The sequence below is a fragment of the Peribacillus sp. NPDC058075 genome (genome assembly GCF_042885195.1).
Taxonomy (GTDB): domain Bacteria; phylum Bacillota; class Bacilli; order Bacillales; family DSM-1321; genus Peribacillus.
Genome location: NZ_JBHVSL010000003.1, coordinates 258709 through 281533, shown reverse-complemented (window position 1 = coordinate 281533; position 22825 = coordinate 258709). Strand labels below are relative to the sequence as shown.

The window sequence follows — 22825 nt, the reverse complement described above, 5'->3', positions numbered from 1 at the left end:
AGGAGAGAACAAAATGGGCAAAGTGAAGGTAGGAGTCATTGGATGCGGGAGTATCGCAAAAAACAGGCATTTTCCGGAGTATGATGCACATCAGGAAACGGAGATCATTGCCGTTTGTGATATTGTGCAGGACCGGGCGAATGCAGCAGCACAAAGGTATGGCGCCCAAGCATATACTGATTATATAGAACTTTTGAAGAATGAGGAGATTGAAGCGATCAGTGTATGTACACCGAATTACCTGCATGCACGCATTACGGTTGCGGCCTTGGAAGCTGGTAAACATGTCCTTTGTGAGAAACCAATGGCCACTTCTTTGGTGGACGCTGAAAAAATGAATGCAGCAGCAGCGAAAAGCGGCAAAATACTAATGATTGGTCATAATCAGCGTTTTGTTCCTTCTCATCAAAAAGCGAAACAGCTTATTGAGAGCGGTGAGCTAGGGAAGGTCTATAGCTTCCGGACGGCTTTTGGACATTCCGGGCCGGAAACCTGGAGCGTGGACGGACTGGAAAGCTGGTTTTTTAAGAAGGATCAGGCAGTCATTGGTGCAATGGGCGATTTAGGCGTTCATAAAGCTGATTTATTACGGTATATCCTTGGAGAAGAATTTGTTGAAGTGGGAGCCTTTGTGGAAACGACTGCCAAGAAAAATACAGACGTTGATGACATCGCGGCCTGTATCCTCCGGACGGAGAGCGGTATCATCGGAACTCTTACCGCCAGCTGGTCTTATGCAAAAGAAGACAATGCTACGGTCATTTATGCGGAAAAAGCGGTATTGCGCCTTGAAGACGATCCGAAATACTCACTGATTATCCATCATGATAATGGAAAGACAGAAACCATCCAATTAGGAAGCATCCAGACTAATGACTCAGAAGGACAGCATGATTCCGAAGTGATCAGCCATTTTATAAAATGTGTGGTGGACAATGAGGAGCCTCTTGTCTCAGGAGTTGAAGGGTTAAAATCATTAAAAGTCATTCTTGGCGCGATGGAATCAAATGCATCCCGAAAAATCATCCGCTTATAAAGGGGTTAAAAGTCATCATGTACAAATTAAAAATGGGTATTATCGGTGCTGGCGGAATTGCCCAAAAAAGGCATATCCCAGCTTTTCAAAAATTTCAAGATAAAGTGGTTTTATACGCCATTCAGGATATAGACGAAATGAAGGCGCGAGAAGTGGCGCGTGAATTTCATATCGAAAAGGTTTTCACCAATTATGAAGAAATGTTTGCTGAAGTGGATGCTGTTACGATTGCAACGCCAAACAAGTTCCATGCGGAGATTTCCATTGCTGCTCTGCAAGCGGGTGTACATGTGTTATGCGAAAAGCCGATGGCCATTACAACTGAGGAATGTTTAGCGATAACCGAGGCTGCAAACATATCGGGTAAAGTGTTATCGACTGCTTATCATTACCGCTTCATGAAGGAGGCCCAGGCTGCAAAGAAAATGATTCAGGCTGGTGAAATCGGTGAACCGTATGTAGCGCGTGTACAGGCAATCAGACGACGCAAAGTTCCTGGATGGGGAGTTTTTACAAGCAAGGAATTGCAAGGCGGGGGAAGCGTGATCGATTACGGCTGCCATCTGCTTGATTTGGCATTATGGCTGATGGATGACCCAGAACCGATTGAAATCGTAGGTTCGACATATAATTATGTCAGTAAGGGTGTCGATCAGGTCAATTTATGGGGGAATTTCGATGCCTCGGTATTTGAAGTGGATGACCATGCCACGGCATATATCAAATTTGCCAACGGAGCATCTCTATTATTCGAAACATCATGGGCAGCGAATATCCGTGAAGAAGCAACAGTTTTGAGTTTATCCGGAACGCAAGGCGGACTTGATGTGTTCCCTTTAGTCCTGAATCAGGCTAAACACGGCATGCTTTTAAATAGTGAAGCAGTATGGATGCCAGGGGAGGATACACCAGACCTGCAACAGGCAGAGAACTTTATCAATAGCTGCCTGGGGTTGGCTGAACCATTGGTAAAACCATCGGAAGCCATGAAAGTATCAAAAATAATCGAAGCCATTTATCAAAGCTCGGCTAGTGGGAAGGTCATGAGTATAAATTAAGGAAAAGGTGAGGTGGGGCATGTGAAATTAGGGATCTTTACAGTACTATTTGCTCAAAAATCATTCGAGGATATGCTTGATTATGTCGCGGAGTCCGGATTAAAAACAGTTGAAATCGGTACAGGCGGGTATCCAGGGAATATCCATTGTCCACTCGATGAACTGCTGGAAAGTGAAGAAAAACGCCAAAAATACCTCGAAGCCGTTCAAGCAAGAGGGTTAACGATCAGTGCATTCAGCTGCCACGGCAATCCAATCTCTCCAGATCAAGCATTCGCTAAAGAAAGTGATGAAACACTGATTAAAACAATCAAGCTTGCTTCCTTACTGAACGTCCCGGTCGTCAATACCTTTTCCGGTACAGCAGGTGATCACGAAGGAGCTAAATATCCAAACTGGCCCGTCGCCCCATGGCCGAATGAGTATACAGATGTGCTCAAATGGCAATGGGAAGAAAAATTGATCCCCTATTGGAAAAAGACGGCCGCCATTGCCGATGAACACAATATAAAAATCGGCCTTGAACTGCATGGGGGCTTTCTTGTGCACACACCCTACACCTTGTTAAAACTTCGGGAAGCTACATCTGATGCAATAGGCGCCAACCTTGATCCAAGCCATCTTTGGTGGCAGGGCATCGAACCAGTCGGGGCCATCAAAATCCTCGGGAAAGCGGGAGCAATCTACCACTTCCACGCAAAAGACACATACTTGGATCAGGATAACATCAATATGTATGGGTTAACCGACATGCAGCCATATGGAAATATCCAGAGCCGTGCCTGGAACTTTCGCTCTGTAGGATGCGGCCACAGCCTGCAAGAATGGTCAGACATCATGAGCGCCCTTCGCATATACGGTTACGATTACGTCGTCAGCATCGAACACGAAGATCCGCTGATGTCAGTTGAAGAAGGGTTTCAACGGGCTGTAACCAATCTGAAAACTGTACTCATCAACGAAAGCCCAACTGATTTATGGTGGGTATAATTTAGAGCCGATAACGAGCAGCCTAATGCAGGTTGCTTTTTATTTTTCGCCCATACTCGTGAAAAAAAGGAATTCACGAGTAAAAGCGTGAAACTCACGAGTAAAAGTGCGAAACTCCCGAGTAAAAGCGTGAAACTCACGAGTAAAAGTGGAATTCACGAGTAAAAGCGTGAAACTCACGAGTAAAAGTGGAAAACTCACGAGTAAAAGTGGAAAACTCACGAGTAAAAGCGTGAAACTCACGAGTAAAAGTGAATTCACGAGTAAAAGCGTGAAACTCACGAGTATGATAACACTCTCCTGTTCCATAAAAGAAATCAGCTGTATCCAATGGGGGTAGCTGGTTTTTTAAAAAAAATCAAATTACAGTCACCCTACTACGTGTTACAGCATACTTTGTAGTAAGTAACACTGGATACCAACAGCACTGAATAGTGAAGTTGGAAAAAATTATTAAGAATAAAGTTGACACCTCTGCTACTCGGTGTTACAGTTTAGTTGTAATAAGTAATACCGAATAGTGTGATTGCATTTCCAAAAGCTATTCAGTGAAAATTCCCCTCGGAACTACGTTATAATATAAGTCACAAAATAGAGGAGGCTCTGAACTTGGAAAATTTAACTGAAATGCTGAAAGGTTCGCTGGAAGGCTGCGTGCTGGAAATCATCAGCCGCAATGAAACCTATGGCTACGAGATTACCCGCCGCCTGAACGACCTCGGATTTACTGAAGTCGTGGAAGGGACGGTCTACACCATACTCGTGCGATTAGAAAAGAAAAAACTGGTGAATATAGAGAAGAAACCGTCAGATATAGGGCCGCCCCGTAAGTTTTACTCACTGAATGAGGCTGGCCGCCAGGAACTTGAACTGTTTTGGAAAAAATGGGATTTTGTATCATCGAAAATCAACGTCTTAAAGTCAATCTAGCTTCATAAGATATTCCGTACGATATTTTGGGAGTGTCTTGTTCAGCTTTATCAATAAGGAGGAAAAATAACATGTTGGAAATGTTCAAAAAAATGATTGGTGATAAAAAAGAGTATAAAATGATGATGGCCCGAGTTGAAGCCCTTCCAGAGGACTATCAGTTTGTATTTAAGAAAATTCAAAGCTACATGTGGAATTTCTCAGCCGGCAACGGGATGGATATGCTGCACATGCAGTATGAATTAATCGATTTGTTCGAAGCTGGAGCGTCGGAAGGCAGGCAAGTGCTGGAAATCACTGGGGAAGATGTGGCGTCCTTTGCCGACGAACTAGTGGCAAATGCTAGAACCTATTTCGCCAAGTATCGTGAAGATTTGAATGAAAGTATCATGAAGCGATTGGGAAAAAATAAATTCGATAGATAATTCCGACTGAATAGCTGGTTACAAATGTGAATTGCCACCTTCGCTATTCAGTTATATTTTTAACTCGGTAGTAAGTAATACAGATTATCAGTCAGACTAAATAGAAGAGAATAGGATAAGGAGGAAAAAGTATGAGCATTGCAGCGATTTCTGTAAAAGGGTTAAAAAAATCCTTTAAAGACAATGAAGTTTTAAAGGGGGTGGATTTTGAGGTACGGCGTGGCGAAATTTTCGCACTGCTGGGCTCAAATGGAGCGGGCAAGACGACGATGGTCAATATTCTCTCGACGCTGATGAAGGCCGATGGCGGCGAAGTAGGCATTTGTGGCTTTGACGTCCAGCGTCAACCGGATCATGTTCGCCAGAGCATCAGCCTGACAGGGCAGTTTGCAGCTTTAGACGGTATGCTCACCGGGCGGGAAAACCTGATGATGATCGCCAAGTTGCGGGGAGTTTCCAATCCTGCTCAAGGCGCCGACAATCTGCTAGCGAGATTCAGCCTTACTGATGCGGCCAACCGCCGTGCGGATAAATATTCAGGCGGGATGAAGCGCCGTCTTGACATCGCCATGAGCCTTATCGGGACGCCAGCAGTCATTTTTCTCGACGAACCGACGACAGGGCTTGACCCCGAAGCGCGGATTGAAGTCTGGGATACCGTCAAGGAGCTTGCCGATGGCGGCACGACAATTTTGCTGACGACCCAGTACCTGGAGGAAGCCGAACAACTGGCGGACCGTATCGCCATCCTGCATGGCGGAAAAATCATCTCGACCGGGACCCTTACCGAACTCAAGGAGATGTTCCCGCCAGCGAAAGTGGAGTACATCGAGAAGCAGCCGACATTGGAGGAAATTTTCCTCGCGATCATTGGCAAAAAGGAGAAGATGTAAATGAAAAGCAAAACATGGGTATTATTAGGACGTTTAATGAGCAACATCATGCGCAGTCCGGATACAATTATCACGGTGGCTATTACTCCGATTATGATGCTGCTGCTATTTGTCTACGTATTTGGCGGCGCCATAGAGACAGGTACGGACAATTACGTCAATTATTTATTGCCAGGAATTTTACTGATGGCTATCGCATCCGGGGTCGCTTACACTGCCGTGCGGCTGTTTACTGATGTAAAGAGCGGTCTGATGGCGCGTTTCATTACCATGCCCATCAAGCGCTCGTCGGTATTGTGGGCTCACGTGTTGACCTCGCTTGTTTCCAATGCGCTTACTGTCGTGGTGGTTATCCTTGTCGCGCTCTTAATGGGCTTCCGTTCCAATGCTGATATCCTGGATTGGATCGCGGTAGCTGGGATACTCGGGCTGTTTACGCTAGCGTTGACATGGCTTGCTGTCATACCCGGATTGACAGCGGGGTCTATGGAAGGCGCGACAGCCTTCTCATATCCGTTGATTTTCCTGCCGTTTATCAGTTCGGCCTTTGTCCCTACCGAAACCATGCCTAAAATTGTTCGTGCGTTCGCTGAGAACCAGCCCGTGACTTCAATCGTGAATGCGATTCGCGCCCTCTTGTATGAAGGGACTGTTGGCAACGATATTTGGATCGCGCTTGCCTGGTGCGTCGGTATCATGGTCATCGCTTACTTCTTCGCCAGTAAAGCATTTAAACGCCAGTTAGGGTAAGAACAAAAACTCACGAGTAAAAGTGCAAAACTCACGAGTAAAACCGCAAAACTCACGAGTAAAAGTGCAAAACTCACGAGTAAATCCTTAAAACTCACGAGTAAAACAGCAAAATTCACGAGTAAAAGTGCAAAACTTACGAGTAAATCCTTAAAACTCACGAGTAAAACCGCAAAATTCACGAGTAAATTCGCAAAACTACACTTGCTGAAAATTCTTCTGATTAAAAAAAGATGCCCCCGGAACTCTGGGGGCATCTTCATTATCATCTTTGCCTTGGGGTGTAATCCAATTCCTTAAATAGCTCTGTCAATTCATCTTCGGTCAGGTCGCGCCATTGTCCGTTCGCCAGTCCGTCCAGATGGATGTTCATGATCCGGATTCGATGTAAATCACGGACTTCATACCCCAGTGCGGAGCACATACGGCGGATTTGTCTGTTCAGTCCTTGCATCAAAGTGATGTTAAATGTATATTGGGTCAACTGCTTAACCTTGCAAGGAAGTGTTTTCGTATCCAAAATCTCCACTCCGGAGGACATATCTTTTATGAAGGACGCGGTAATTGGCTTATCCACGGTTACGATGTATTCTTTTTCATGCTTGTTTTCTGCCCGAAGGATTTCATTTACGATGTCTCCGTCATTTGTAAGAAGGATCAGACCGCTTGAGTCTTTGTCCAGCCGTCCGATATGAAAAATGCGAAGCGGATGATTTACAAAATCAACGATATTCCCTTTAATGTGTTTTTCGGTCGTACTTGTAATCCCTATCGGTTTATTCAATGCAATATAGACATTTTGCTGTTCGACTTTTATCGGCTTGCCGTCTACACGGACATCATCGCCGGGTTCAGCTTGGCTCCCGAGCTCAGCTACAGTGCCATTAATCGTCACACGGCCCTCGGCTATCCATTTGTCTGCGCCTCGTCGCGAGGTAATTCCGGATTCACTGATAAATTTATTGATCCTCAACTAAAGCACACCTTTACATTCAGATTTTCTTCTTTAAAGAATAACGTAAATCATGGTGCATAGACAAGGGGGAAAGACAGAAAGCGTTCGTTGGTGAGAATTACTGGATGTTCTTTACATGTTCTTCGTGACAGCTGCCGGATATCCCTTTTTCTTTTTGCTTGTCAGGTAGACGCCAATAAAGACAAGGATGCCGCCGAGGATTTGGATGATCGTAATCGCATGACCTAAAACTAGGCTAAGGATGGCGGTAAATACAGCAATCAGATTCAGGTAAATTCCAGCCTGGCCGGCATTAATCTGGCGAAGGGAGATATTCCAGAAAATAAATGAGCCGACAGACGGGAAGATTCCAATATATAAGAGACCTGTGATGGCTTTACTGCTTAAATCAAGGTTCATTCCCGAGCCAATGGCAAATGGAGCGACGAGAATCAATCCGAGAAATACAGAAACGGCAGTAGCAGAGATGATTGGAATGCTTTTCAGTTTTTTACTGATTATTGAATAGAAGGTCCAAACGAGAATCGCCAGGATCATCAATAGGTCGCCTTTATTGTAAGTGAGCTGGAAAATATCTAGAAGGTGTCCTTTTGTCAAGACCAATAAAACGCCGAATAAAGATATGATAAGTCCGAGTGCATGAAGGAATGAAATTTTCTCCTTTAACAGCAAAGCGGAAAAAAGAACAATTAAGGCAGGGTTCATGGAATTGACAAGAGCGGCATTCATGGAAGTTGTATAGGTCAAAGCCCAATAAAGGAAAAAATTATAACTGATGATTCCGAGCACACCCAAGACCAATAGTAATTTCCAGGCTTTCCATACACTCTTCCAGTCTGGTCTTTCAATCCATTGGGCTAAAGGAAACAATAAGAAAATGGCAATTAGCCATCGCATGAATGTTAGCTGGATCGGGGAAAGTTCGGTCACAACGTACTTTCCGAATATGTAATTACCAGCCCAGAACAAATTTGCCAAGATAAGAAATAAAATAACAATAGATTTTTTCATCAGACGGCCTCTTCCTTAATTTATGGAATATTCACTAAATATAACAAAGTAGAGGTACCTAAGCAATACAGAGAGCCTGGCCGTCAATTTTTGTACAAGGATGAGCCACAGAGCAGGATAAAAAGGCCGTTCAGCAAAAGCTGAACAGCCTTTTCACATCTCTAATTAAGCGAAAATGGCACTGATTTCGGCGATTTCATCCATGGTTAGATCGACATTCAATGCTTGTAAGTTGCGTGTGACCTGTTCTGGCTTTTTCGCTCCGGGAATCAGTACATCGATCGAGTGCCGAGTTAAATACCAAGCTAGTACGACATCGGCGACTTCGGTATGCTTCCTGTTGGCAATCGCCCGCACTTCTTCCACTTTTTGCAGGTTGCTTACAAAGGCTTGTCCTTGGAAAAGCGGACTTTTTGCCCGGCCGTCCTCGAATGTTGATTCCTGATTATACTTGCCGCCGAGCAGACCGGAAGCAAGGGGGAAATAAGGAATGAAGGAAATATCATTTTCGGCTGTATATGGCAGCAGGTCTTGTTCTGCCTCCCGTTTGAATAGATTGTACTCGGATTGCAGGACATCGACATAGCCGTCTTTATTCGCTTCCTTCAATTGTTCGTACGAAAAGTTCGAGACGCCGATTGACTTGATTTTGCCTGCATCTTTCAATTCCTTTAAGGCACCTACTGCTTCATCTTTAGGGGTATCGCCATCGGGGAAATGGATATAAAATAAGTCAATGTAGTCCGTTTGTAGCCTTTTTAGACTTGAGTCGACGGCATTTTTCAGAAAAGCCGGAGAGTTATCAAAGACGATGCTGCCATCGACAAATTTATGTGCCCCTTTAGTGGCAAGGACTATGTCATTGCGTCTGCGGCTCTCTTTAAGGATTTCACCAATAAGTTCTTCTGAACGCTCAGGACCGTAAATGTATGCTGTATCCCAAAAGTTGATTCCCTCTTCCAATGCCGTTCGCAAAACATCCCTTCCTGTATCCTCGCTTAGATTAGGGAAGAGGTTATGTCCGCCAATTGCATTCGTGCCAAGGCCAATCGGATTTACATACAGATCTGTTTTACCAATACGGGTTTGCTTTGACATATTACTTATCATCTCCTTTGACCCCATCATAACAAAAAGTGGATGCTGATTTCCAAAATAAAGCAATGCAGGCGTGCACAAAATAAGCAGATGATTTGTAAAATCACCTGCTTACTTCATTATAGTGTTTCGATTTCCAACTCCTCAGCTGGAGCTGTTTGTCCGATTTGACTGAGCAGAAAGCCAAGGGCTGTACCGACGAGAGCAGGGATGATCCACTCCATGCCGTAGGCGGAAAGGGGAAGGATATCACTTAAGGTTTGCACGGGTCCTAATTGTAAGCCGAAAGCATTCAGTCCATCCATCAAGGCGAAAACTCCTGTGAAAGTCATTGCACTGCGATAAACCTTCTTCGGGTTTTTGAAATGACGGCTGAAGAATGTCAGGACAATCAAGACGATCGTTAACGGATAAGCCATTACAAGGAATGGTACCGATACTTTCAGAATTTGATTCAGACCCATATTTGAAAGGATGAAACCGACGATTGTTACGATCAGAATGACGGTTTTATAGTTTAGCTTCGGGAAAAGTTTTGAGAAATACTGTCCGCAAGCAGTCGTCAATCCGACGACGGTGGTGAAGCATGCTAAAGTGAAAATGATGCCAAGAAGGACCTTTCCGCCAGTTCCAAGCAATAGGGTCGATGCGACAGTGAGGATATCCGTTCCGTTTTCGAATGAACCATCGGCTGCCATGCGTGCCCCGATTACTCCTAAGGAGATATAAACTAAAGAAAGCAAAACGCCAGCGATGAGACCCGCTTTTACTGTATATCTCGTCAATTGCTTTCGTTCGGAAATCCCCCTTTGCTGAATTGAAGTAAGGATGACGATCCCAAAAGCCAGAGAAGCTAGAGCATCCATCGTGTTGTAGCCTTCAATGAACCCTTTTGAAAATGCTCCTGCAGCATATGCTTCGGTTGGAGCTTGGAAAGGAGCATCAAGCTTTACGAACCCAACGACACAGAGAATGACCATCGACAAGAGAAGAACGGGTGTAATCCAGCGTCCCATGAAGGTTTCCATTTTTTCCGGATTCAATGAAATGGCATAAACGATGATGAAAAATACGGTTGTGAACAAGAATAGAAATAGTGATTGATTCATTGAATCACCAAGATACGGCTTGAAGCCCATTTCATAGGCAACATTCGCATTCCGTGGAATGGCCAGAAACGGCCCGATGCTTAAATAGATGGCAACCATGAACAACGTGCTGAATAGTGGATGTACACGGGCACCGATGGTTTGTGCCCCGCCTTTAACAAGTGAGACTGCAAGAAGCACCAAAACTGGCAGGCCGACTCCGGTGGCGACAAAACCGGCAATGGCCGGCCAGAAAGAAGTTCCTGAGGATGCTCCTAAAAGTGGAGGGAATATAAGGTTTCCCGCTCCGAAGAACATTGAGAAAAGCATAAGGCCGATAAATAATGTGTCTGTTTTTTTCATGGTGATTTCTCCTTTTTTTTAAAATGATAACTCTCGCCGACTGGCCTAAAAAAGGCTAATGAAAGTGTTTTGTGCAAATAAAAAACTCGCCCCTGAAAATCAGGGACGAGTTTGTGCTCGCGATACCACCCATATTCCGCACTACAAAGAAGCTGCGGCACTCAGTCAACGTACGAATTCATACGTGATCCATTGTAACGGCGGAAACCCGTCAAAGCCTACTGCATTTTCAGCTTTGCATCTCAGAGATGATTTTCGGATAGGCCTTGGACATCGACTTCCACCACATGTCGACTCTCTGTGGAACAGGGTTCTCATCTTACTCTTTCTCTTCATAGATTTTATAATATAATGACAATTTAGCAAATTCTGATTATGAAGTCAACATATTTTATCATTAATCCTTTAAAAGGAGCAGGAAATTAGTCCCTCGTTGGCGAAATTTCCTTTATCCAGAGGATTTTTTAAAGAAGAATGGGCTATTACTCCCTATTATCTTTCTAATCGCAACTATATTATAATAGAAGGCAGAACACTAAAGGAGACAACAGTATGTCTGAAAATAAAAAATTAAGCCTGGCCGATGCAGTCAAACAAAAACTGGCTCAAAAGCAAGCGGGATCAAGTAAAGATAAACTGGAAACAGGCGTAGTGAAGAAAACGAAACAGCTTAAAAGCCAGTTGACCAAAAAGCCGAATAACCAACGTAAGCGTACAGGGGTATAATCCTAATTTGTCAAAGGACAAGTACTGTTCGGAGCTTATCAGAGAGCAGTTACCTTTTATGAATGAGGGTACTGCTTTTTTATATGGATGAGGCAGGGTGATTTTGCTTTTTACCGTTTATAGGTATGTTGAAGGGGTGGGCTTCTGGTCATTTAGAGGGATAATGAATGGTGCGCTCACCTCTAGAAAAAACATATTTTTCGAAAATGGAAATGACATCTTTGTATCGGTTTATTAAAAACATTACAGTTCAGATTGTTTCTGTTTTAAAATTGTAAGAGTGGTGACATGTTGTTACCATATTGTTTTGCTAAAATAACATTTTAAGGTTTTGTAAATGATTTTTTAACTAAAGGAACCTATAGATTGAATGTTAGGTCTGCTAGAAGGCTTATAGAATCAGTGATTATCCTTTAATTGAAAATATGAAATATATCGGGGGAATAAAGATGGACGAACGTCTGATCGGAAAAAAATATTATGAAACGATGATTGAGGATACAAGGAAGCACCCCATTCAAGCTTTGGGTGAAATGTTTCTCGTGGAACAAAAAAAGGAAAGAGCGGATTTAACCGCAATTCGATTCGCTCAAGGAGAAGTATATTTTCAGCATCATGACTATGAGGCAGCCATTTTTAAATGGGAAAACATAGAAGGGGAACTTGGTTCATGGGCGAAGAAAAACATCGCTGATGCTTATTTTGAACTGGAAATGTATTCAACCGCAGAGGATATCTATAAATCCGTCAAAACGGATGAAGCGGTCTTGAAAACAGAAGTTCTTTTGCAACTGTTTTCCCTGTACATAGTGGAATCGAGAAATGACCTGGCTTCCAATGTCGTGAAAGAAGCAGTCGAGTTCCAGCCGGACTACCCGAATGTCACGGAAATTGCACGCGCCTTTTTTGAAGAGCAAAAGGATTGGAACAGTGCGGTTGTATTAGCGGCGAATGAAAGTATCCGTACAGAATCAATGGGCTGGTTTGATGTGCTGAAAACGTATATCCAGCAAGGTGTTGCCCAATCGATGGATCCGGATTATTTTTCAACCGTCCTTGGTTCGCTATACAACCTCGACCAGGAACGTTTCGAAAAGGTGACGGTTGCCCTGTGGAAAAACTATAAATATACGGATTCTTATTTTGAATGGCTGAGAGTGATTAATAACTTGATAGATACCATCGAATTGAACCATGCGGATGTATGGGATGAGCTTTCCGTCTATTACAGGGATGCATATGCAGGTCTGTTAGAAGGAACGCACCTAATCAAAGAATTAAGTCCTGTCGTGCCAAGGTTGCTGGAAAACTGGCTCAAAATCGCAGACGGGGAGCTTTCGCTGTTTGCGGCGGCATCCGCGTTGTCCTGGAATGAAATCTTCCCGGATACGATCAATGCGCTGGTCATTCAGGATGCAGAGAGCCTGCTTTCGAAATCGCCTAAATTGGGTGGTGGACTGGAAGCGGGAGAGAAACTGTTCAATTCCATTATCCAGTGGGCTGAAGATAATGATTTAAAGGTTGGCAATAAGCTTAAATGGATGGTAGACGGGCTTAAGGATACTCGGAATTTCAATCTTCTTCTTGCAGGAAGTACAGGAAATGGCAAGACATCCTTTATTCAGTCAATCGTTGGCGAGAGCATTGCGGCTGAAGACCATTCTTCACTAGTCAGTGTCAAAGACGGGGATGATTTGGAAATACTTGAAATTACCGATACAGATAGCAAAGTTGTCGAAGAGCTAACTGATTTGGATGAAACACGCCGTCAGCGCGGGACTATTGTCGATGTGACAATCATCAGTGACTACCTAAGAAACAATCATCTGCGGTTATTGGATACACCGGGGTTCAATGGGGAACAAAGCGTGGAATCCGATTTTCAGGGCTATTTACATGGCAGTGATGGATTGATGTTCGTTCTTGACGCCCGTGCGCCTTTCACCGGCAGCGAACGGGATCTGTTATTGGAAATTCAAATGATGGCTCCGAAACTGCCGATTCATTTCTTATTAAATAAAATGGATACGATATACAGTGATCAGGTCGCAGTCCGGATGGAAGACGAAACATGGGATAAAGTGAATGCATATTTCCCGAATGCGAAAGTATTCGCTTTCTCCAAACATTATGACAGCCGGCAGCAATTGAAGGACCTTTCAGCCTTCCTGCAATCGAATTATCAAGATGATAATTGGAAGGAAAGAAGATCTGAAAAAATCCTGGCATTCATTCGTAAAACTTTATCTTATCTGTTAGAAAAACGGGCAGCCAATGAGCGGAAATGCGAGCATTCCATCTCTTGGAATGAACAGATGGAAGTCAAGCTGAATGGAGCGGTCAATCAACTGGCTGATCTGGAAAAAGAAAAAAGTGAAAATATCATAAGGTCGTATCGTTCGCTTAAGGACGAAGTGAAAAATCAGCTTTATTCAAAAATTCCTGAATTACTGAGGGATTGCTCTAAATCGTTAACGGAAAGCAGTGATTTCAGTCAGGTCCATGTACAGTTAAACCAGGAAATGAATGAGCGGATTCAGAACTTCATTTCTGACAAAATCATGCCTCAATATTACCGTTCTCTTCAAGACTGGATTGCCAGTTCCCAAATGGAGTTCACACAAAGCCAGCAGTTCATGGATGAGATGAGTGCCGGATTCAATGAATTATACAAAGAAGAACGGATTACGCTGGCAGGCGACTTCAGGGTATTGGATGATTGGCGCCGTGATGCCGACCGGATGACAAGCAGTATCCGCATCGAAAACGTCAATATCCTTTTGCGCAGGACTCCATCTCAATTGCTGCTTAAAGGGGCAGGGAAGCTGTTTGGGGCGATACCGCAAAATAAAGCCAATATGTACAATCGTTATAAGAAATACCTGGAAAGTGAAGATTACCTGGATGTTGCGGAAATGATCACGGAACGTTTCCTTACCCAATTTGGATTGTTTGAAAAATCATTGGATCGTGACATCTCCCTTTTCTATCGCGGTTCATTTGCTTTACTTCAAAAAACGATAGAGCAAACGCAGACTGAAATTAAAGACTACCAGGCTGCATTGGAGCATATGAAAGAAAATCCGGAAGTTTACCGTGACCCTATCACCTTGTTCGAAGTGAAATTAAGGCAGTTGGAGCGACTTGAAAAGATTGAGAAAAAGCGTCTAGCCCAGCTACAAAGAAAATAAAAAATAACGGGGAACATTTCAAATATTCAAAAATCTATTGACTTTACGACTATATCCCTATAAAGTGATAATTACGAAAACGTAACACATATATCTCTTATCAAGAGTGGCGGAGGGACTGGCCCTAAGATGCCCAGCAACCGTTCCATTAGGAATTGGTGCTAAATCCTGCAAAACAGAAATGTTTTGACAGATAAGAGAGGGACAAGTCTGCAAAACAGCCGATTAAACCTCTCTATATTAGAGAGGTTTTTATTTTGGAATTTACACCAACTTAACTGATAAGACTAATAAGGAAAAATGGAGGGAAACAAAATGAAAAGGTCTATTAAAGGGATATTCATTTCAACCATCGCTTCGGCTTTGCTTTTAACGGGTTGCTCTACAGGTCAGAGCTCCACAGAGTCGAAGAAAGAAGAAAAAGTATCATTTGAAAATGTTCCGGAAAGATTTGCTGATGGAGATGGAGCCAGAATCAAAGTGATCCGTAAAATTGGCGGTGATGATCATACGGCCCAATACCTGGCGGGGGCGAAGGAAGAAGGAGAAGCACTGGGGTTTCAAGTGGATACGTACACAGCCAATGGTGATACGGCTAAATTCCATGATGCGATAGCGCAGGCTTTGGAGGAAGATTATGACGGCTATATCATTTCACATGGTGATGATGCAGCAACTGTGAATGATGTTCAAAAGTTGGTTGATGCAGGTAAAAGCGTTGTCACATTCGATTCAATAAGCGATTTATCTAAAATAGAAGGCGTGACATTAACTTCACAAGATGATGAAGCGTTGGCAACTCTGGCTTTTGATAAACTGATAAAAGAACAGAAAGGTGAAGCGTCGATTGCCTATCTTTGGGTGGATGGATTTCCTCCAATGGTACGAAGAAATGCAGTCTATCAGGAAAAATTAAAAGAAAATCCTGGGATTAAAGAAGTTGAAAGATTCGGAGTGGCCTCTGCTGATACTTCGGTTCAGACACAAAATGCTGTAGCGGCAATGCTGAATAAATACCCTAAAGGTAAATTGGATGCCATTTTCGCAACATGGGATGCCTTCGCTATCGGTGCAGCCCGGGCGATTAAAGAGGCGGGCCGAGATGAAGTAAAGATATATGGAATAGATGTTTCGAATGCAGATCTCCAGGAAATTCAATCGGCTGATAGCTCATGGTCCTACACGGCAGCAGTCGATCCAAAGTTGATCGGTGCAGTGAATATGAGGATATTGGCTAAAAAATTAGCGGGCGAAGAAACGCCGCAAACCTATGACTTGGAGGCTTCACTTATTTCACAAAAGCAAATCCAAGCGTCAAAAGAAGCGGTGAACATGGCAAATCTATCTGGTATTGTCGATGGCTGGGGTGTATCGACTGAATTTGAAGAAGATTGGATGAAAGTTTTGAAAGATCATTATAAAAAGTAAAAAGAGACACTCTCTTTCAAGTAAAAGGGAGTGTCTGTTCAATAAGGGGGAATGGACATGGGCACGCAACTAGAAATGAAGAAGATTTCGATTGAATTTCCGGGGGTGAAGGCGCTGAGTGATGTTGATTTTTCCGTAAAATCAGGGACAGCCCACGCATTGGTCGGTGCAAACGGAGCAGGGAAATCGACGTTAATGAAAGTATTATCGGGAGCCCATGTTCATTATTCAGGTGACATTTTTATGGATGGGATGAAGCAGGATATCCGCTCGCCAAAAGCGGCTCAAGAACATGGCATCCAAATTGTATATCAGGAAGTGGATACCGCCCTCATCCCTTATTTAACGGTTGGGGAAAATGTAATGTTGAATGATATGGTCCAAAACATGGGAAAAAAACAGATGGTCCAATGGAAAGAGCTGCATAACCAAGCCGCTTCTATTCTTGAAGATATGAAAATTCGTGTCCCTTCGAAAAAGCTGGTAAGAGACCTTACTTTGGCTGAAAAACAGATGGTCCTGATAGCAAGAGCCGTTTCGACAGAATGTAAATTCCTGATTCTCGACGAGCCAACTGCTCCCTTAAGTCATACGGAGACGACAGAACTTTTCCGAATTGTAAATGAATTAAAGCAAAAAGGCGTGGGAATCATTTTCATTTCACACCGTCTCCCCGAAATTTTTGAAATCTGTGAGGAAATTACGATCATGAGGAATGGGGAGCGTGTCACTTGTCGAAAGAAGGAAGACATAACCCGTACCGAAGTGGTAGAGAACATGCTTGGGAAAACCATGGATGAACAGTTTCCTGAAGTGAATGCTTCGATTGGCGACGTTATTCTGGAAGTGAACGGATTGTCAGATGCAGAGAAAGTTAAAAATGTCAGTTTGAATATTAAAGCAGGCGAGATAATCGGCTTGGCAGGGTTGGTCGGGGCTGGGAAAACGGAGCTGTGTAAAACCCTTTTCGGTCATACCTCGATCACAGCGGGTGAGGTCATACTGAATGGTCGAAGGCTTTCCTTGAAATCACCGCACGAAGCAGTAAAAAGCGGTCTGGCGCTTGTACCTGAGGAACGCAGGAAAGAAGGGGTCCTTGTTCAGGAATCAGTCTCGGCTAACTTGACGGCAGCTAGTCTTGGCAAATTCTCCAAGACATTCAGCTTCGTGAATCGCCAGGCGGAAAAGGAAAGAGCGAAGGAAATGATCGCAAGTCTAGGAATTAAAACTCCTTCAGGGGAAGTGAATGTCGAAAACCTTTCAGGTGGCAATCAGCAAAAAGTTGCCATCGGGAAATGGCTTATGGCCGATGCGGATGTATACATATTCGATGAACCAACGAAAGGGGTCGATGTTGGAGCCAAGAAGGATATATTCGAATTGATTGCAGAGCTTGCAAGGAATGGGAAAGCGATCATTTATGCATCATCCGAGCTTTCCGAAATCATTGGCATTACAAACCGGACATATGTGTTATATGACGGGAGCACTGTCATCGAATTAGAAACAAGCAAAACGAATGAAGAAGAACTACTATTCTATTCAACAGGAGGAAAATAGGATGAGCATACCCATTCCTGTTACACAGAAAGCGAAAGCGAAGAAAAAGGTGGAACTATTCGACTTTTTCTATAAATACGGCACCATATTGACGATTATCATTCTGATTGGAATTTTTGCCGTTTCCAACCCATCTTTCATTCAAACTACGAATCTGGTCAACATCCTGCGTTCCATTTCAATCGTGACCATCATTGCGATCGGCATTACGATATCCCTGACCGTGGATGGCTTCGACCTTTCCGTCGGCTCCGTCGCATCATTGGCCAATGCCATCGTCATCTCGATGTTTGTCTGGTTTTCACAGGATACATTAATTGCTATATTAGCTGCAATCGGTGCCTCACTTGTCGTAGGGGCTTTGAATTCATTCATGATCGTTAAATTGAGAATTCCCGACATGCTGATGACATTGGCTACCATGTTCATTATCCAGGGAATTGCCCTTACTTATACAAAAGGGGCAACGGTTTCGCAAAATATGGTCATGCCCGACGGGACATTCGCAACAGGACTGATCAGCCCATTTTTCGCCAAAATTGGTCAGGTACCATGGATAATCCTGATCATGGCCGTCATTGTGATTGCGACCCATATCTTTTTGACTTATACGAAGCACGGTCGTTATATGTACATTATTGGGGGAAATAAGGAAGCGGCGAGACTTTCCGGGATATCGGTCAATAAATACAAAATCCTTGCCTATCTGCTTTCGGCTCTATTAGCTGCAATCGGAGGGATCGTCCTTGCTTCAAGGGTCATGACATCGGAAATCAATTCAGGGTCTCCTTATTTAATGGATGCCGTTGCGGCAGCCTTCATTGGATCATCCGTTTTAGGTGCGGGAAAACCGAATGCCTTTGGAACCTTTGTCGGAGCAGTCTTGATCGGAATCCTACAAAATGGGCTGATCATGATGTCCGTTCCGTATTATGCGATGGATATCGTCAAAGGAACAGTGCTGGCACTTGCGCTCGCTGTAACTTATTACAAACAAAAACACTAAAATGAATCCGTTACGTTACATTGAGGAAATCCAAAATTATGAAAAAAAATCCTGTTGAATATGCAACAGGATTTTTCCTTTTTAAAAAGGGACGGGGTATGGATATAAATTATCTCCATTTTTACTTAATAATATTTATTAACGCTAATATGGGGCAGCCACGATAGCAAAATTTTATAGGAAACTTACTTTACCTTTTAAGATTGATAATGATCTATTGTAAAGTATGAACATTCATATCCTAACCAAAGGAGAGTGTTAAGCAGGCATAAAACATTCAATCTATTGGATTATTTAATCTATTGGGAGATTTGATATATTATTTATTCGGAAAAAGAAACGAATATTAATAAACTTGAATTGTTACGTTACGGAGTTTGTAGACAAAAGGATATCCATCTGAATTTTAAACCGAAGTTGATTGGAACGGAAGGTCGAGACTCCTGCGGGAAAAGCAAGTCCAAGGGAGACCCCCGGCGAGGAGGCTCCCGGACCCCGGACCGCCCGCGGAAAGCGAGTGCCTGGAGAGGAAATCAACGATTTTGCAAACTCAATTAATATCGAGTTTGTCTCCTCTTGTGGTATCACTCGTCACTTCCAGAGTTTCTGCATTAAATGTTATATCACTAATAATTGCGTAACAGGATGTTCTTGCTACGATATAGCATACTATTTAGGAGCAGAATCTTCTTAATTATCAGTAGCGATCGTTCTTTGTCGTTCAGCTCTTTTTCTTATGGGTTTATAGGAATCGGAAGTTGCATAAGATTTTATTTGCTTTATAATTAGTACCAGGTGTTAATATCAAGTTATAAAATGATGCAATTCATACACACGAGGTGGCTATTCTATGTTCAAATCCAAAGCACGTATTACTGCGATAGGTTCGTATGTTCCTGAAAAAAGGTTAACAAATAAAGACTTAGAAAAAATGGTTAAAACCAATGATGAATGGATTGTTAAACGTACTGGTATTAAAGAACGAAGAATTGCACATGAAGAAGAGTTTACTAGTGATATAGGTTATAAAGCTGTAAACGATTTAATGGAACGGTATGATAAATCTGTCGAAGATGTTGATATGATCATTGTCTGTACCTTTACACCTGATTTCAACACTCCAAGTGTAGCATCTTTAGTCCAAGCGAAGCTAGGTATTAAGAATACTGGAGCCATTGATTTAAACGCTGCCTGTGCAGGATTTACTTATGGGTTGCATGTAGCTAATGGATTAGTAACATCTGGCTTAAACAAGAAAGTTCTTGTTATTGGAGCTGATACTTTATCTAAACTTATGGACTATGAAGATCGAGCCACTTGTATTTTATTTGGAGATGGCGGAGGAGCAGTTCTTGTAGAATATGATGAAAAACAGCCAAGTTTTATTTCTTCACATTTATATTCTGAAGGAGAAGGCGGGAAACATTTATATAGTACAAACCTATCGACACGAATAAATGGTGAAGACTTGAATAATAGTGGTAACCTTGTTCAAAATGGACGTGAAGTTTATAAATGGGCTGTTACGACTGTTCCAAAAGGAATGCAAACTGTGATGCAAAATACTGAATATCAATTGAATGATGTTGATTGGTTTGTACCGCATAGTGCAAATTTAAGAATGATTGAGTCAATATGTGATAGAAGTGGTTTTCCAATTGAGCGAACTTTATATAGCTTAGTGGAGTATGGAAATACTTCCTCAGCAACCATACCATTAGCTTTAGATCAAGGAATAAGTGAAGGAAAGCTCAATAATGGTGAGAAGATTTTATTATATGGTTTCGGCGGTGGGTTAGCACAAGCAGGATTGCTTATCAATTGGACTTTATAAAACTTTTTTCTACAACTAATAACTGAGTTTGTACTTTAAGAAGGCCTCTCATTGGGGGCCTTCTTAAAGTATGATTCTTTGCAGAAGTATATATTCAAGGTAAGTAAAAAATATCTTTAAAACGATGCAGAAACATGACCTTCATTTGAACTGCAAATAAAGAGGAAATGAACAGTTTCCGTTATGTTTTTTACTCACGGAATCATCCTGAAGATGGGGAATTGCAAAAGCCACAAGAGCAAAAAATGCTTCGTGAAATTAAGGAAGCGATCTTACAAGGCTTTTCTCTGCCACTTTCGTGTTGGCTGCAATTTTTAATAATTTCACCTTTCTACAGCAGTTCCGGAAAATTAATCTGATTCCCTTGTTATATCTAGGTTTTCTTCGATGTCACCCATAAGTTGCATAGTAATGCGCTTATTACTATCTTTACTTTGCATAATTCATCTCACAATACTAGGAGTAGGAAAGGCGATGAACTGATTATGATTTTTAGCGAACGATTAAAAAAAGAACGGGAAAAAAGAAATTGGTCACAAAATGATCTTGCAGAGAAAATTCATGTGAGTCGCCAATCTGTGTCCAAATGGGAAACGGGGAAAAATTATCCCAGTATTGAAGTACTCATTAATTTAAGTGATTTATTTCAAATTACGGTAGATGAATTATTAAGGAGTGACGAGGAATTGAAAGAAAAAATAATAAGGGAAAGTAAGCAGTTAGCATTTCCAAAAAGGAAAATGTTTTTTGATATCGTGTTAATAATAGGAGCAATTTTGTTAGTGTCTAAATTGATTATTTTTGGACTTAATAAATTTGCCGGCACAGATATTACCATATTAAAAAGCATGCCAGTTTTATCGAATTTTTTACCATTAGCTTTGATGGTTATTGGCGGTATCGGTTCAGATTATTTGAAGGATAAATATGTAGATTGAAAGAACTCTGCTTATAAAACTTTATAATGAATCACAAAACGGAATCTTGTATTTCCCTTTTATCGGGGGCAGGAAAACTTTTTGATGGAACTTGATCATAAAAGAACAGAACCTTTGAATTTCAGGTTCTGTTCCTATTTCTTATTTGAACTTTTGCACTTCTTCTTGTCCCTCGAATTTGTTATCTTTCAAAATGCCGATTTCTTCAATATGGTTTCGTGCCGTTTCATCCCCTAATTTATAAATGAGGGCATAAAGCCTTTTCATGGCTGCATCGTATTTATCATTTGCCCGGTCATGATGATAGAGAAGGTAGGGCACATGTGAACGGGCATATGTCTCCAGGTCATCTGTCCGGTGTTCCTCCAAGCACTGTTTCAATTCTGCAAGTTCCTCATCAGTTGCGTGTACAGTGAAGCTTGGATTCTCTTCAAGTTTTTGTCCGAGTACGTCGCCGCTGACCAAATCGACATGATAGGTCTGTTTTTCTTTCATCATTCTGTGATCATCCTTTCAAGCGTTTATCTATTCTGTACCACTATTTGTAAAAAGTTAATCATCAATGTAAACATTTCCTTAATGAAAAAGATAGGAAATAGAGGTATCGGATTTCTTATCAAATGGTATAAGATGAATTTACAGAATAATTGGGAAATCAAGGAGTGATAAAGTGAAGAGGTCAATCATGGTTATTTTTTTGGTGTTGATTGCTTCAGGCTGCGTAACAAGGAATTATGATTCCAATATGGATTTAGGGAAAAGTCAGTTGAATGAGGAAAATTATTTAGAAGCCCATGAGGCATTCGAATTAGCGTATAAAGAGGCAAAAACACCGGAAGCAAGGGAGTTAATGGATCTTTCAGGTTTTCTGGCGAGTGGAATGAAGAAATACGAGGAACAGGATTTTGATTCAGCCAAAAGCGAATTTGAAGAGGCAACCGCATATAAAGCGAAATACCGGGAAGGTAAACGAATGGTTTCAAAGGCGGTGGAAATGCAACCGGTATCAGACTCCGCCACGATAGAAGCAGTAGAGGGAAATGGTGAGGCGGAGCCGGCGAAGGAAGCAACCAATGGATCCAATTTAGAAGATGAGGCGGCAACGGATACAATAGGCAAAGAAGAGAGTAAGGCTTCGGTTAGTACATTAAGTAAATCTCAGGCAGAGAAGCTTGTGAAGGATTATGTGGACACGGAGAATTTACCTAATTTGCATATTGAATATGATCATGATGCTGAAAAGGGAGATTACATTTTTCATGTTTTCGAGGTGGATGAACCTAGTCAAAAAAGTGGCCACAAAACCACTTGGGGCTGGTATGGCGTGAATAAGAAGACTAAAGAAGTTTATGAAGTCTTGTAAGGATAACTGTATGGAAGAATGGAAGGCCCCTGTTGAGGCCTTTTTATTTTGCAGCCCGGCAAAGTACAGGATTCGATAAAATTTTATACTTTTTGTAAAAAAGTCGCCCTATTCTTTATTTCTTAAGAATTTTTTAATATTTCCTGTTTATGATGGAGTCA

General features: G+C 42.2%; 23 protein-coding genes, 1 riboswitch and 1 other annotated feature. Of the genes, 15 read left to right on the top strand and 8 right to left on the bottom strand.

Annotated features, from left to right (window positions below):
* Positions 1–13: 13 nt before the first annotated feature.
* The 3 genes from ACFVS1_RS22100 to ACFVS1_RS22090 are packed head-to-tail and all read left to right on the top strand — an operon-like array spanning position 14 to position 3084.
* Positions 14–1036, top strand: a complete 1023-nt coding sequence (locus ACFVS1_RS22100; RefSeq protein WP_387550469.1) for a Gfo/Idh/MocA family protein — start codon at positions 14–16, stop codon at positions 1034–1036.
* Between the two features lie 17 nt (positions 1037–1053).
* The gene (locus ACFVS1_RS22095; RefSeq protein ID WP_034305944.1) at positions 1054–2094 is read left to right on the top strand and encodes a Gfo/Idh/MocA family protein; all 1041 of its coding nucleotides are present in this window, start codon (positions 1054–1056) and stop codon (positions 2092–2094) included.
* Positions 2095–2115: 21 nt separating this feature from the next.
* On the top strand, positions 2116–3084 hold the full coding sequence (locus tag ACFVS1_RS22090) for a sugar phosphate isomerase/epimerase family protein (RefSeq protein WP_387550466.1): 969 nt from the start codon (positions 2116–2118) through the stop codon (positions 3082–3084).
* Positions 3085–3123: 39 nt separating this feature from the next.
* Here ACFVS1_RS22090 and ACFVS1_RS22085 read toward each other — a convergent pair whose 3' ends face one another.
* On the bottom strand, positions 3124–3393 hold the full coding sequence (locus tag ACFVS1_RS22085; RefSeq protein ID WP_387550463.1) for a hypothetical protein: 270 nt from the start codon (positions 3391–3393) through the stop codon (positions 3124–3126).
* A gap of 300 nt (positions 3394–3693) precedes the next feature.
* On the opposite strand from ACFVS1_RS22085, the gene ACFVS1_RS22080 reads away from it, so the two are divergent.
* From ACFVS1_RS22080 to ACFVS1_RS22065, 4 genes are all read left to right on the top strand, one after another.
* Complete coding sequence (locus tag ACFVS1_RS22080) at positions 3694–4014, top strand: PadR family transcriptional regulator (protein WP_387550460.1); 321 nt, start codon at positions 3694–3696, stop codon at positions 4012–4014.
* A gap of 71 nt (positions 4015–4085) precedes the next feature.
* Positions 4086–4439, top strand: a complete 354-nt coding sequence (locus tag ACFVS1_RS22075; RefSeq protein WP_352925135.1) for a DUF1048 domain-containing protein — start codon at positions 4086–4088, stop codon at positions 4437–4439.
* A gap of 131 nt (positions 4440–4570) precedes the next feature.
* Positions 4571–5332 (top strand): ABC transporter ATP-binding protein, encoded by a 762-nt coding sequence (locus ACFVS1_RS22070; RefSeq protein WP_387550458.1) that lies wholly within the window; start codon positions 4571–4573, stop codon positions 5330–5332.
* Positions 5333–6082, top strand: a complete 750-nt coding sequence (locus ACFVS1_RS22065) for an ABC transporter permease (RefSeq protein ID WP_352925133.1) — start codon at positions 5333–5335, stop codon at positions 6080–6082. It begins immediately after the preceding gene.
* On the opposite strand, the gene ACFVS1_RS22060 is transcribed toward ACFVS1_RS22065, so the two are convergent.
* The 5 genes from ACFVS1_RS22060 to brnQ all read right to left on the bottom strand — a co-directional run bounded on the left by ACFVS1_RS22060 (position 6040) and on the right by brnQ (position 10618).
* Positions 6040–6243: a hypothetical protein gene (locus tag ACFVS1_RS22060; protein ID WP_387550456.1), complete on the bottom strand. Its 204-nt coding sequence runs from the start codon at positions 6241–6243 to the stop codon at positions 6040–6042. The two genes, ACFVS1_RS22065 and ACFVS1_RS22060, sit on opposite strands and share 43 nt — an antisense overlap.
* 104 nt (positions 6244–6347) lie before the next feature.
* Positions 6348–7055, bottom strand: a complete 708-nt coding sequence (gene rluF / locus ACFVS1_RS22055) for a 23S rRNA pseudouridine(2604) synthase RluF (protein WP_387550454.1) — start codon at positions 7053–7055, stop codon at positions 6348–6350.
* A 114-nt stretch (positions 7056–7169) separates the two neighbouring features.
* Positions 7170–8069 (bottom strand): DMT family transporter, encoded by a 900-nt coding sequence (locus ACFVS1_RS22050; protein ID WP_387550452.1) that lies wholly within the window; start codon positions 8067–8069, stop codon positions 7170–7172.
* Between the two features lie 165 nt (positions 8070–8234).
* Positions 8235–9167 (bottom strand): aldo/keto reductase, encoded by a 933-nt coding sequence (locus tag ACFVS1_RS22045; RefSeq protein WP_387550450.1) that lies wholly within the window; start codon positions 9165–9167, stop codon positions 8235–8237.
* A gap of 119 nt (positions 9168–9286) precedes the next feature.
* A complete protein-coding gene (gene brnQ / locus ACFVS1_RS22040; protein WP_387550448.1) occupies positions 9287–10618 on the bottom strand; it encodes a branched-chain amino acid transport system II carrier protein in 1332 nt (443 codons plus the stop codon).
* A 98-nt stretch (positions 10619–10716) separates the two neighbouring features.
* Positions 10717–10963: a binding site (T-box leader), on the bottom strand.
* Positions 10964–11170: 207 nt separating this feature from the next.
* On the opposite strand from brnQ, the gene ACFVS1_RS22035 reads away from it, so the two are divergent.
* From ACFVS1_RS22035 to ACFVS1_RS22015, 5 genes are all read left to right on the top strand, one after another.
* A complete protein-coding gene (locus ACFVS1_RS22035) occupies positions 11171–11344 on the top strand; it encodes a hypothetical protein (RefSeq protein WP_164468807.1) in 174 nt (57 codons plus the stop codon).
* A gap of 449 nt (positions 11345–11793) precedes the next feature.
* Positions 11794–14535: a GTPase domain-containing protein gene (locus ACFVS1_RS22030; protein WP_387550446.1), complete on the top strand. Its 2742-nt coding sequence runs from the start codon at positions 11794–11796 to the stop codon at positions 14533–14535.
* 94 nt (positions 14536–14629) lie between these two features.
* A riboswitch (SAM riboswitch) is annotated at positions 14630–14735 on the top strand.
* Positions 14736–14850: 115 nt separating this feature from the next.
* Positions 14851–15963, top strand: coding sequence for a sugar ABC transporter substrate-binding protein (locus ACFVS1_RS22025; protein ID WP_241590077.1), 1113 nt, complete (start codon positions 14851–14853; stop codon positions 15961–15963).
* A 57-nt stretch (positions 15964–16020) separates the two neighbouring features.
* Entirely contained in the window at positions 16021–17523 is a 1503-nt protein-coding gene (locus tag ACFVS1_RS22020; RefSeq protein ID WP_387550443.1) for a sugar ABC transporter ATP-binding protein, read from the top strand.
* Between the two features lies 1 nt (position 17524).
* Positions 17525–18529 (top strand): ABC transporter permease, encoded by a 1005-nt coding sequence (locus ACFVS1_RS22015; protein ID WP_352925121.1) that lies wholly within the window; start codon positions 17525–17527, stop codon positions 18527–18529.
* Between the two features lie 363 nt (positions 18530–18892).
* On the opposite strand, the gene ACFVS1_RS22010 is transcribed toward ACFVS1_RS22015, so the two are convergent.
* The gene (locus ACFVS1_RS22010) at positions 18893–19117 is read right to left on the bottom strand and encodes a hypothetical protein (protein WP_387550441.1); all 225 of its coding nucleotides are present in this window, start codon (positions 19115–19117) and stop codon (positions 18893–18895) included.
* A gap of 262 nt (positions 19118–19379) precedes the next feature.
* Here ACFVS1_RS22010 and ACFVS1_RS22005 point away from each other — a divergent pair, with 262 nt between their 5' ends.
* On the top strand, positions 19380–20363 hold the full coding sequence (locus ACFVS1_RS22005; protein WP_387550440.1) for a ketoacyl-ACP synthase III: 984 nt from the start codon (positions 19380–19382) through the stop codon (positions 20361–20363).
* A gap of 485 nt (positions 20364–20848) precedes the next feature.
* Entirely contained in the window at positions 20849–21301 is a 453-nt protein-coding gene (locus tag ACFVS1_RS22000) for a helix-turn-helix domain-containing protein (protein WP_387550438.1), read from the top strand.
* Positions 21302–21442: 141 nt separating this feature from the next.
* Here ACFVS1_RS22000 and ACFVS1_RS21995 read toward each other — a convergent pair whose 3' ends face one another.
* A complete protein-coding gene (locus ACFVS1_RS21995) occupies positions 21443–21799 on the bottom strand; it encodes a hydrolase (RefSeq protein WP_352925116.1) in 357 nt (118 codons plus the stop codon).
* A 187-nt stretch (positions 21800–21986) separates the two neighbouring features.
* Here ACFVS1_RS21995 and ACFVS1_RS21990 point away from each other — a divergent pair, with 187 nt between their 5' ends.
* Positions 21987–22664, top strand: coding sequence for a hypothetical protein (locus ACFVS1_RS21990; RefSeq protein ID WP_352925115.1), 678 nt, complete (start codon positions 21987–21989; stop codon positions 22662–22664).
* Positions 22665–22825: the final 161 nt, after the last annotated feature.

What these genes read in the sequence shown, in the direction of transcription:
- ACFVS1_RS22020 (WP_387550443.1), top strand. Translation starts at nt 16,021, where the DNA reads ATGGGCACGCAACTAGAAATGAAGAAGATTTCGATTGAATTTCCGGGG.
- ACFVS1_RS22050 (WP_387550452.1), bottom strand. Translation starts at nt 8,069, where the DNA reads ATGAAAAAATCTATTGTTATTTTATTTCTTATCTTGGCAAATTTGTTC.
- ACFVS1_RS22035 (WP_164468807.1), top strand. Translation starts at nt 11,171, where the DNA reads ATGTCTGAAAATAAAAAATTAAGCCTGGCCGATGCAGTCAAACAAAAA.
- ACFVS1_RS21990 (WP_352925115.1), top strand. Translation starts at nt 21,987, where the DNA reads ATGGTTATTTTTTTGGTGTTGATTGCTTCAGGCTGCGTAACAAGGAAT.
- ACFVS1_RS22030 (WP_387550446.1), top strand. Translation starts at nt 11,794, where the DNA reads ATGGACGAACGTCTGATCGGAAAAAAATATTATGAAACGATGATTGAG.
- ACFVS1_RS22070 (WP_387550458.1), top strand. Translation starts at nt 4,571, where the DNA reads ATGAGCATTGCAGCGATTTCTGTAAAAGGGTTAAAAAAATCCTTTAAA.
- ACFVS1_RS22025 (WP_241590077.1), top strand. Translation starts at nt 14,851, where the DNA reads ATGAAAAGGTCTATTAAAGGGATATTCATTTCAACCATCGCTTCGGCT.
- ACFVS1_RS22005 (WP_387550440.1), top strand. Translation starts at nt 19,380, where the DNA reads ATGTTCAAATCCAAAGCACGTATTACTGCGATAGGTTCGTATGTTCCT.
- ACFVS1_RS22100 (WP_387550469.1), top strand. Translation starts at nt 14, where the DNA reads ATGGGCAAAGTGAAGGTAGGAGTCATTGGATGCGGGAGTATCGCAAAA.
- ACFVS1_RS21995 (WP_352925116.1), bottom strand. Translation starts at nt 21,799, where the DNA reads ATGATGAAAGAAAAACAGACCTATCATGTCGATTTGGTCAGCGGCGAC.
- ACFVS1_RS22015 (WP_352925121.1), top strand. Translation starts at nt 17,525, where the DNA reads ATGAGCATACCCATTCCTGTTACACAGAAAGCGAAAGCGAAGAAAAAG.
- brnQ (WP_387550448.1), bottom strand. Translation starts at nt 10,618, where the DNA reads ATGAAAAAAACAGACACATTATTTATCGGCCTTATGCTTTTCTCAATG.
- ACFVS1_RS22000 (WP_387550438.1), top strand. Translation starts at nt 20,849, where the DNA reads ATGATTTTTAGCGAACGATTAAAAAAAGAACGGGAAAAAAGAAATTGG.
- ACFVS1_RS22075 (WP_352925135.1), top strand. Translation starts at nt 4,086, where the DNA reads ATGTTGGAAATGTTCAAAAAAATGATTGGTGATAAAAAAGAGTATAAA.
- ACFVS1_RS22065 (WP_352925133.1), top strand. Translation starts at nt 5,333, where the DNA reads ATGAAAAGCAAAACATGGGTATTATTAGGACGTTTAATGAGCAACATC.
- ACFVS1_RS22085 (WP_387550463.1), bottom strand. Translation starts at nt 3,393, where the DNA reads ATGGAACAGGAGAGTGTTATCATACTCGTGAGTTTCACGCTTTTACTC.
- ACFVS1_RS22095 (WP_034305944.1), top strand. Translation starts at nt 1,054, where the DNA reads ATGTACAAATTAAAAATGGGTATTATCGGTGCTGGCGGAATTGCCCAA.
- ACFVS1_RS22045 (WP_387550450.1), bottom strand. Translation starts at nt 9,167, where the DNA reads ATGTCAAAGCAAACCCGTATTGGTAAAACAGATCTGTATGTAAATCCG.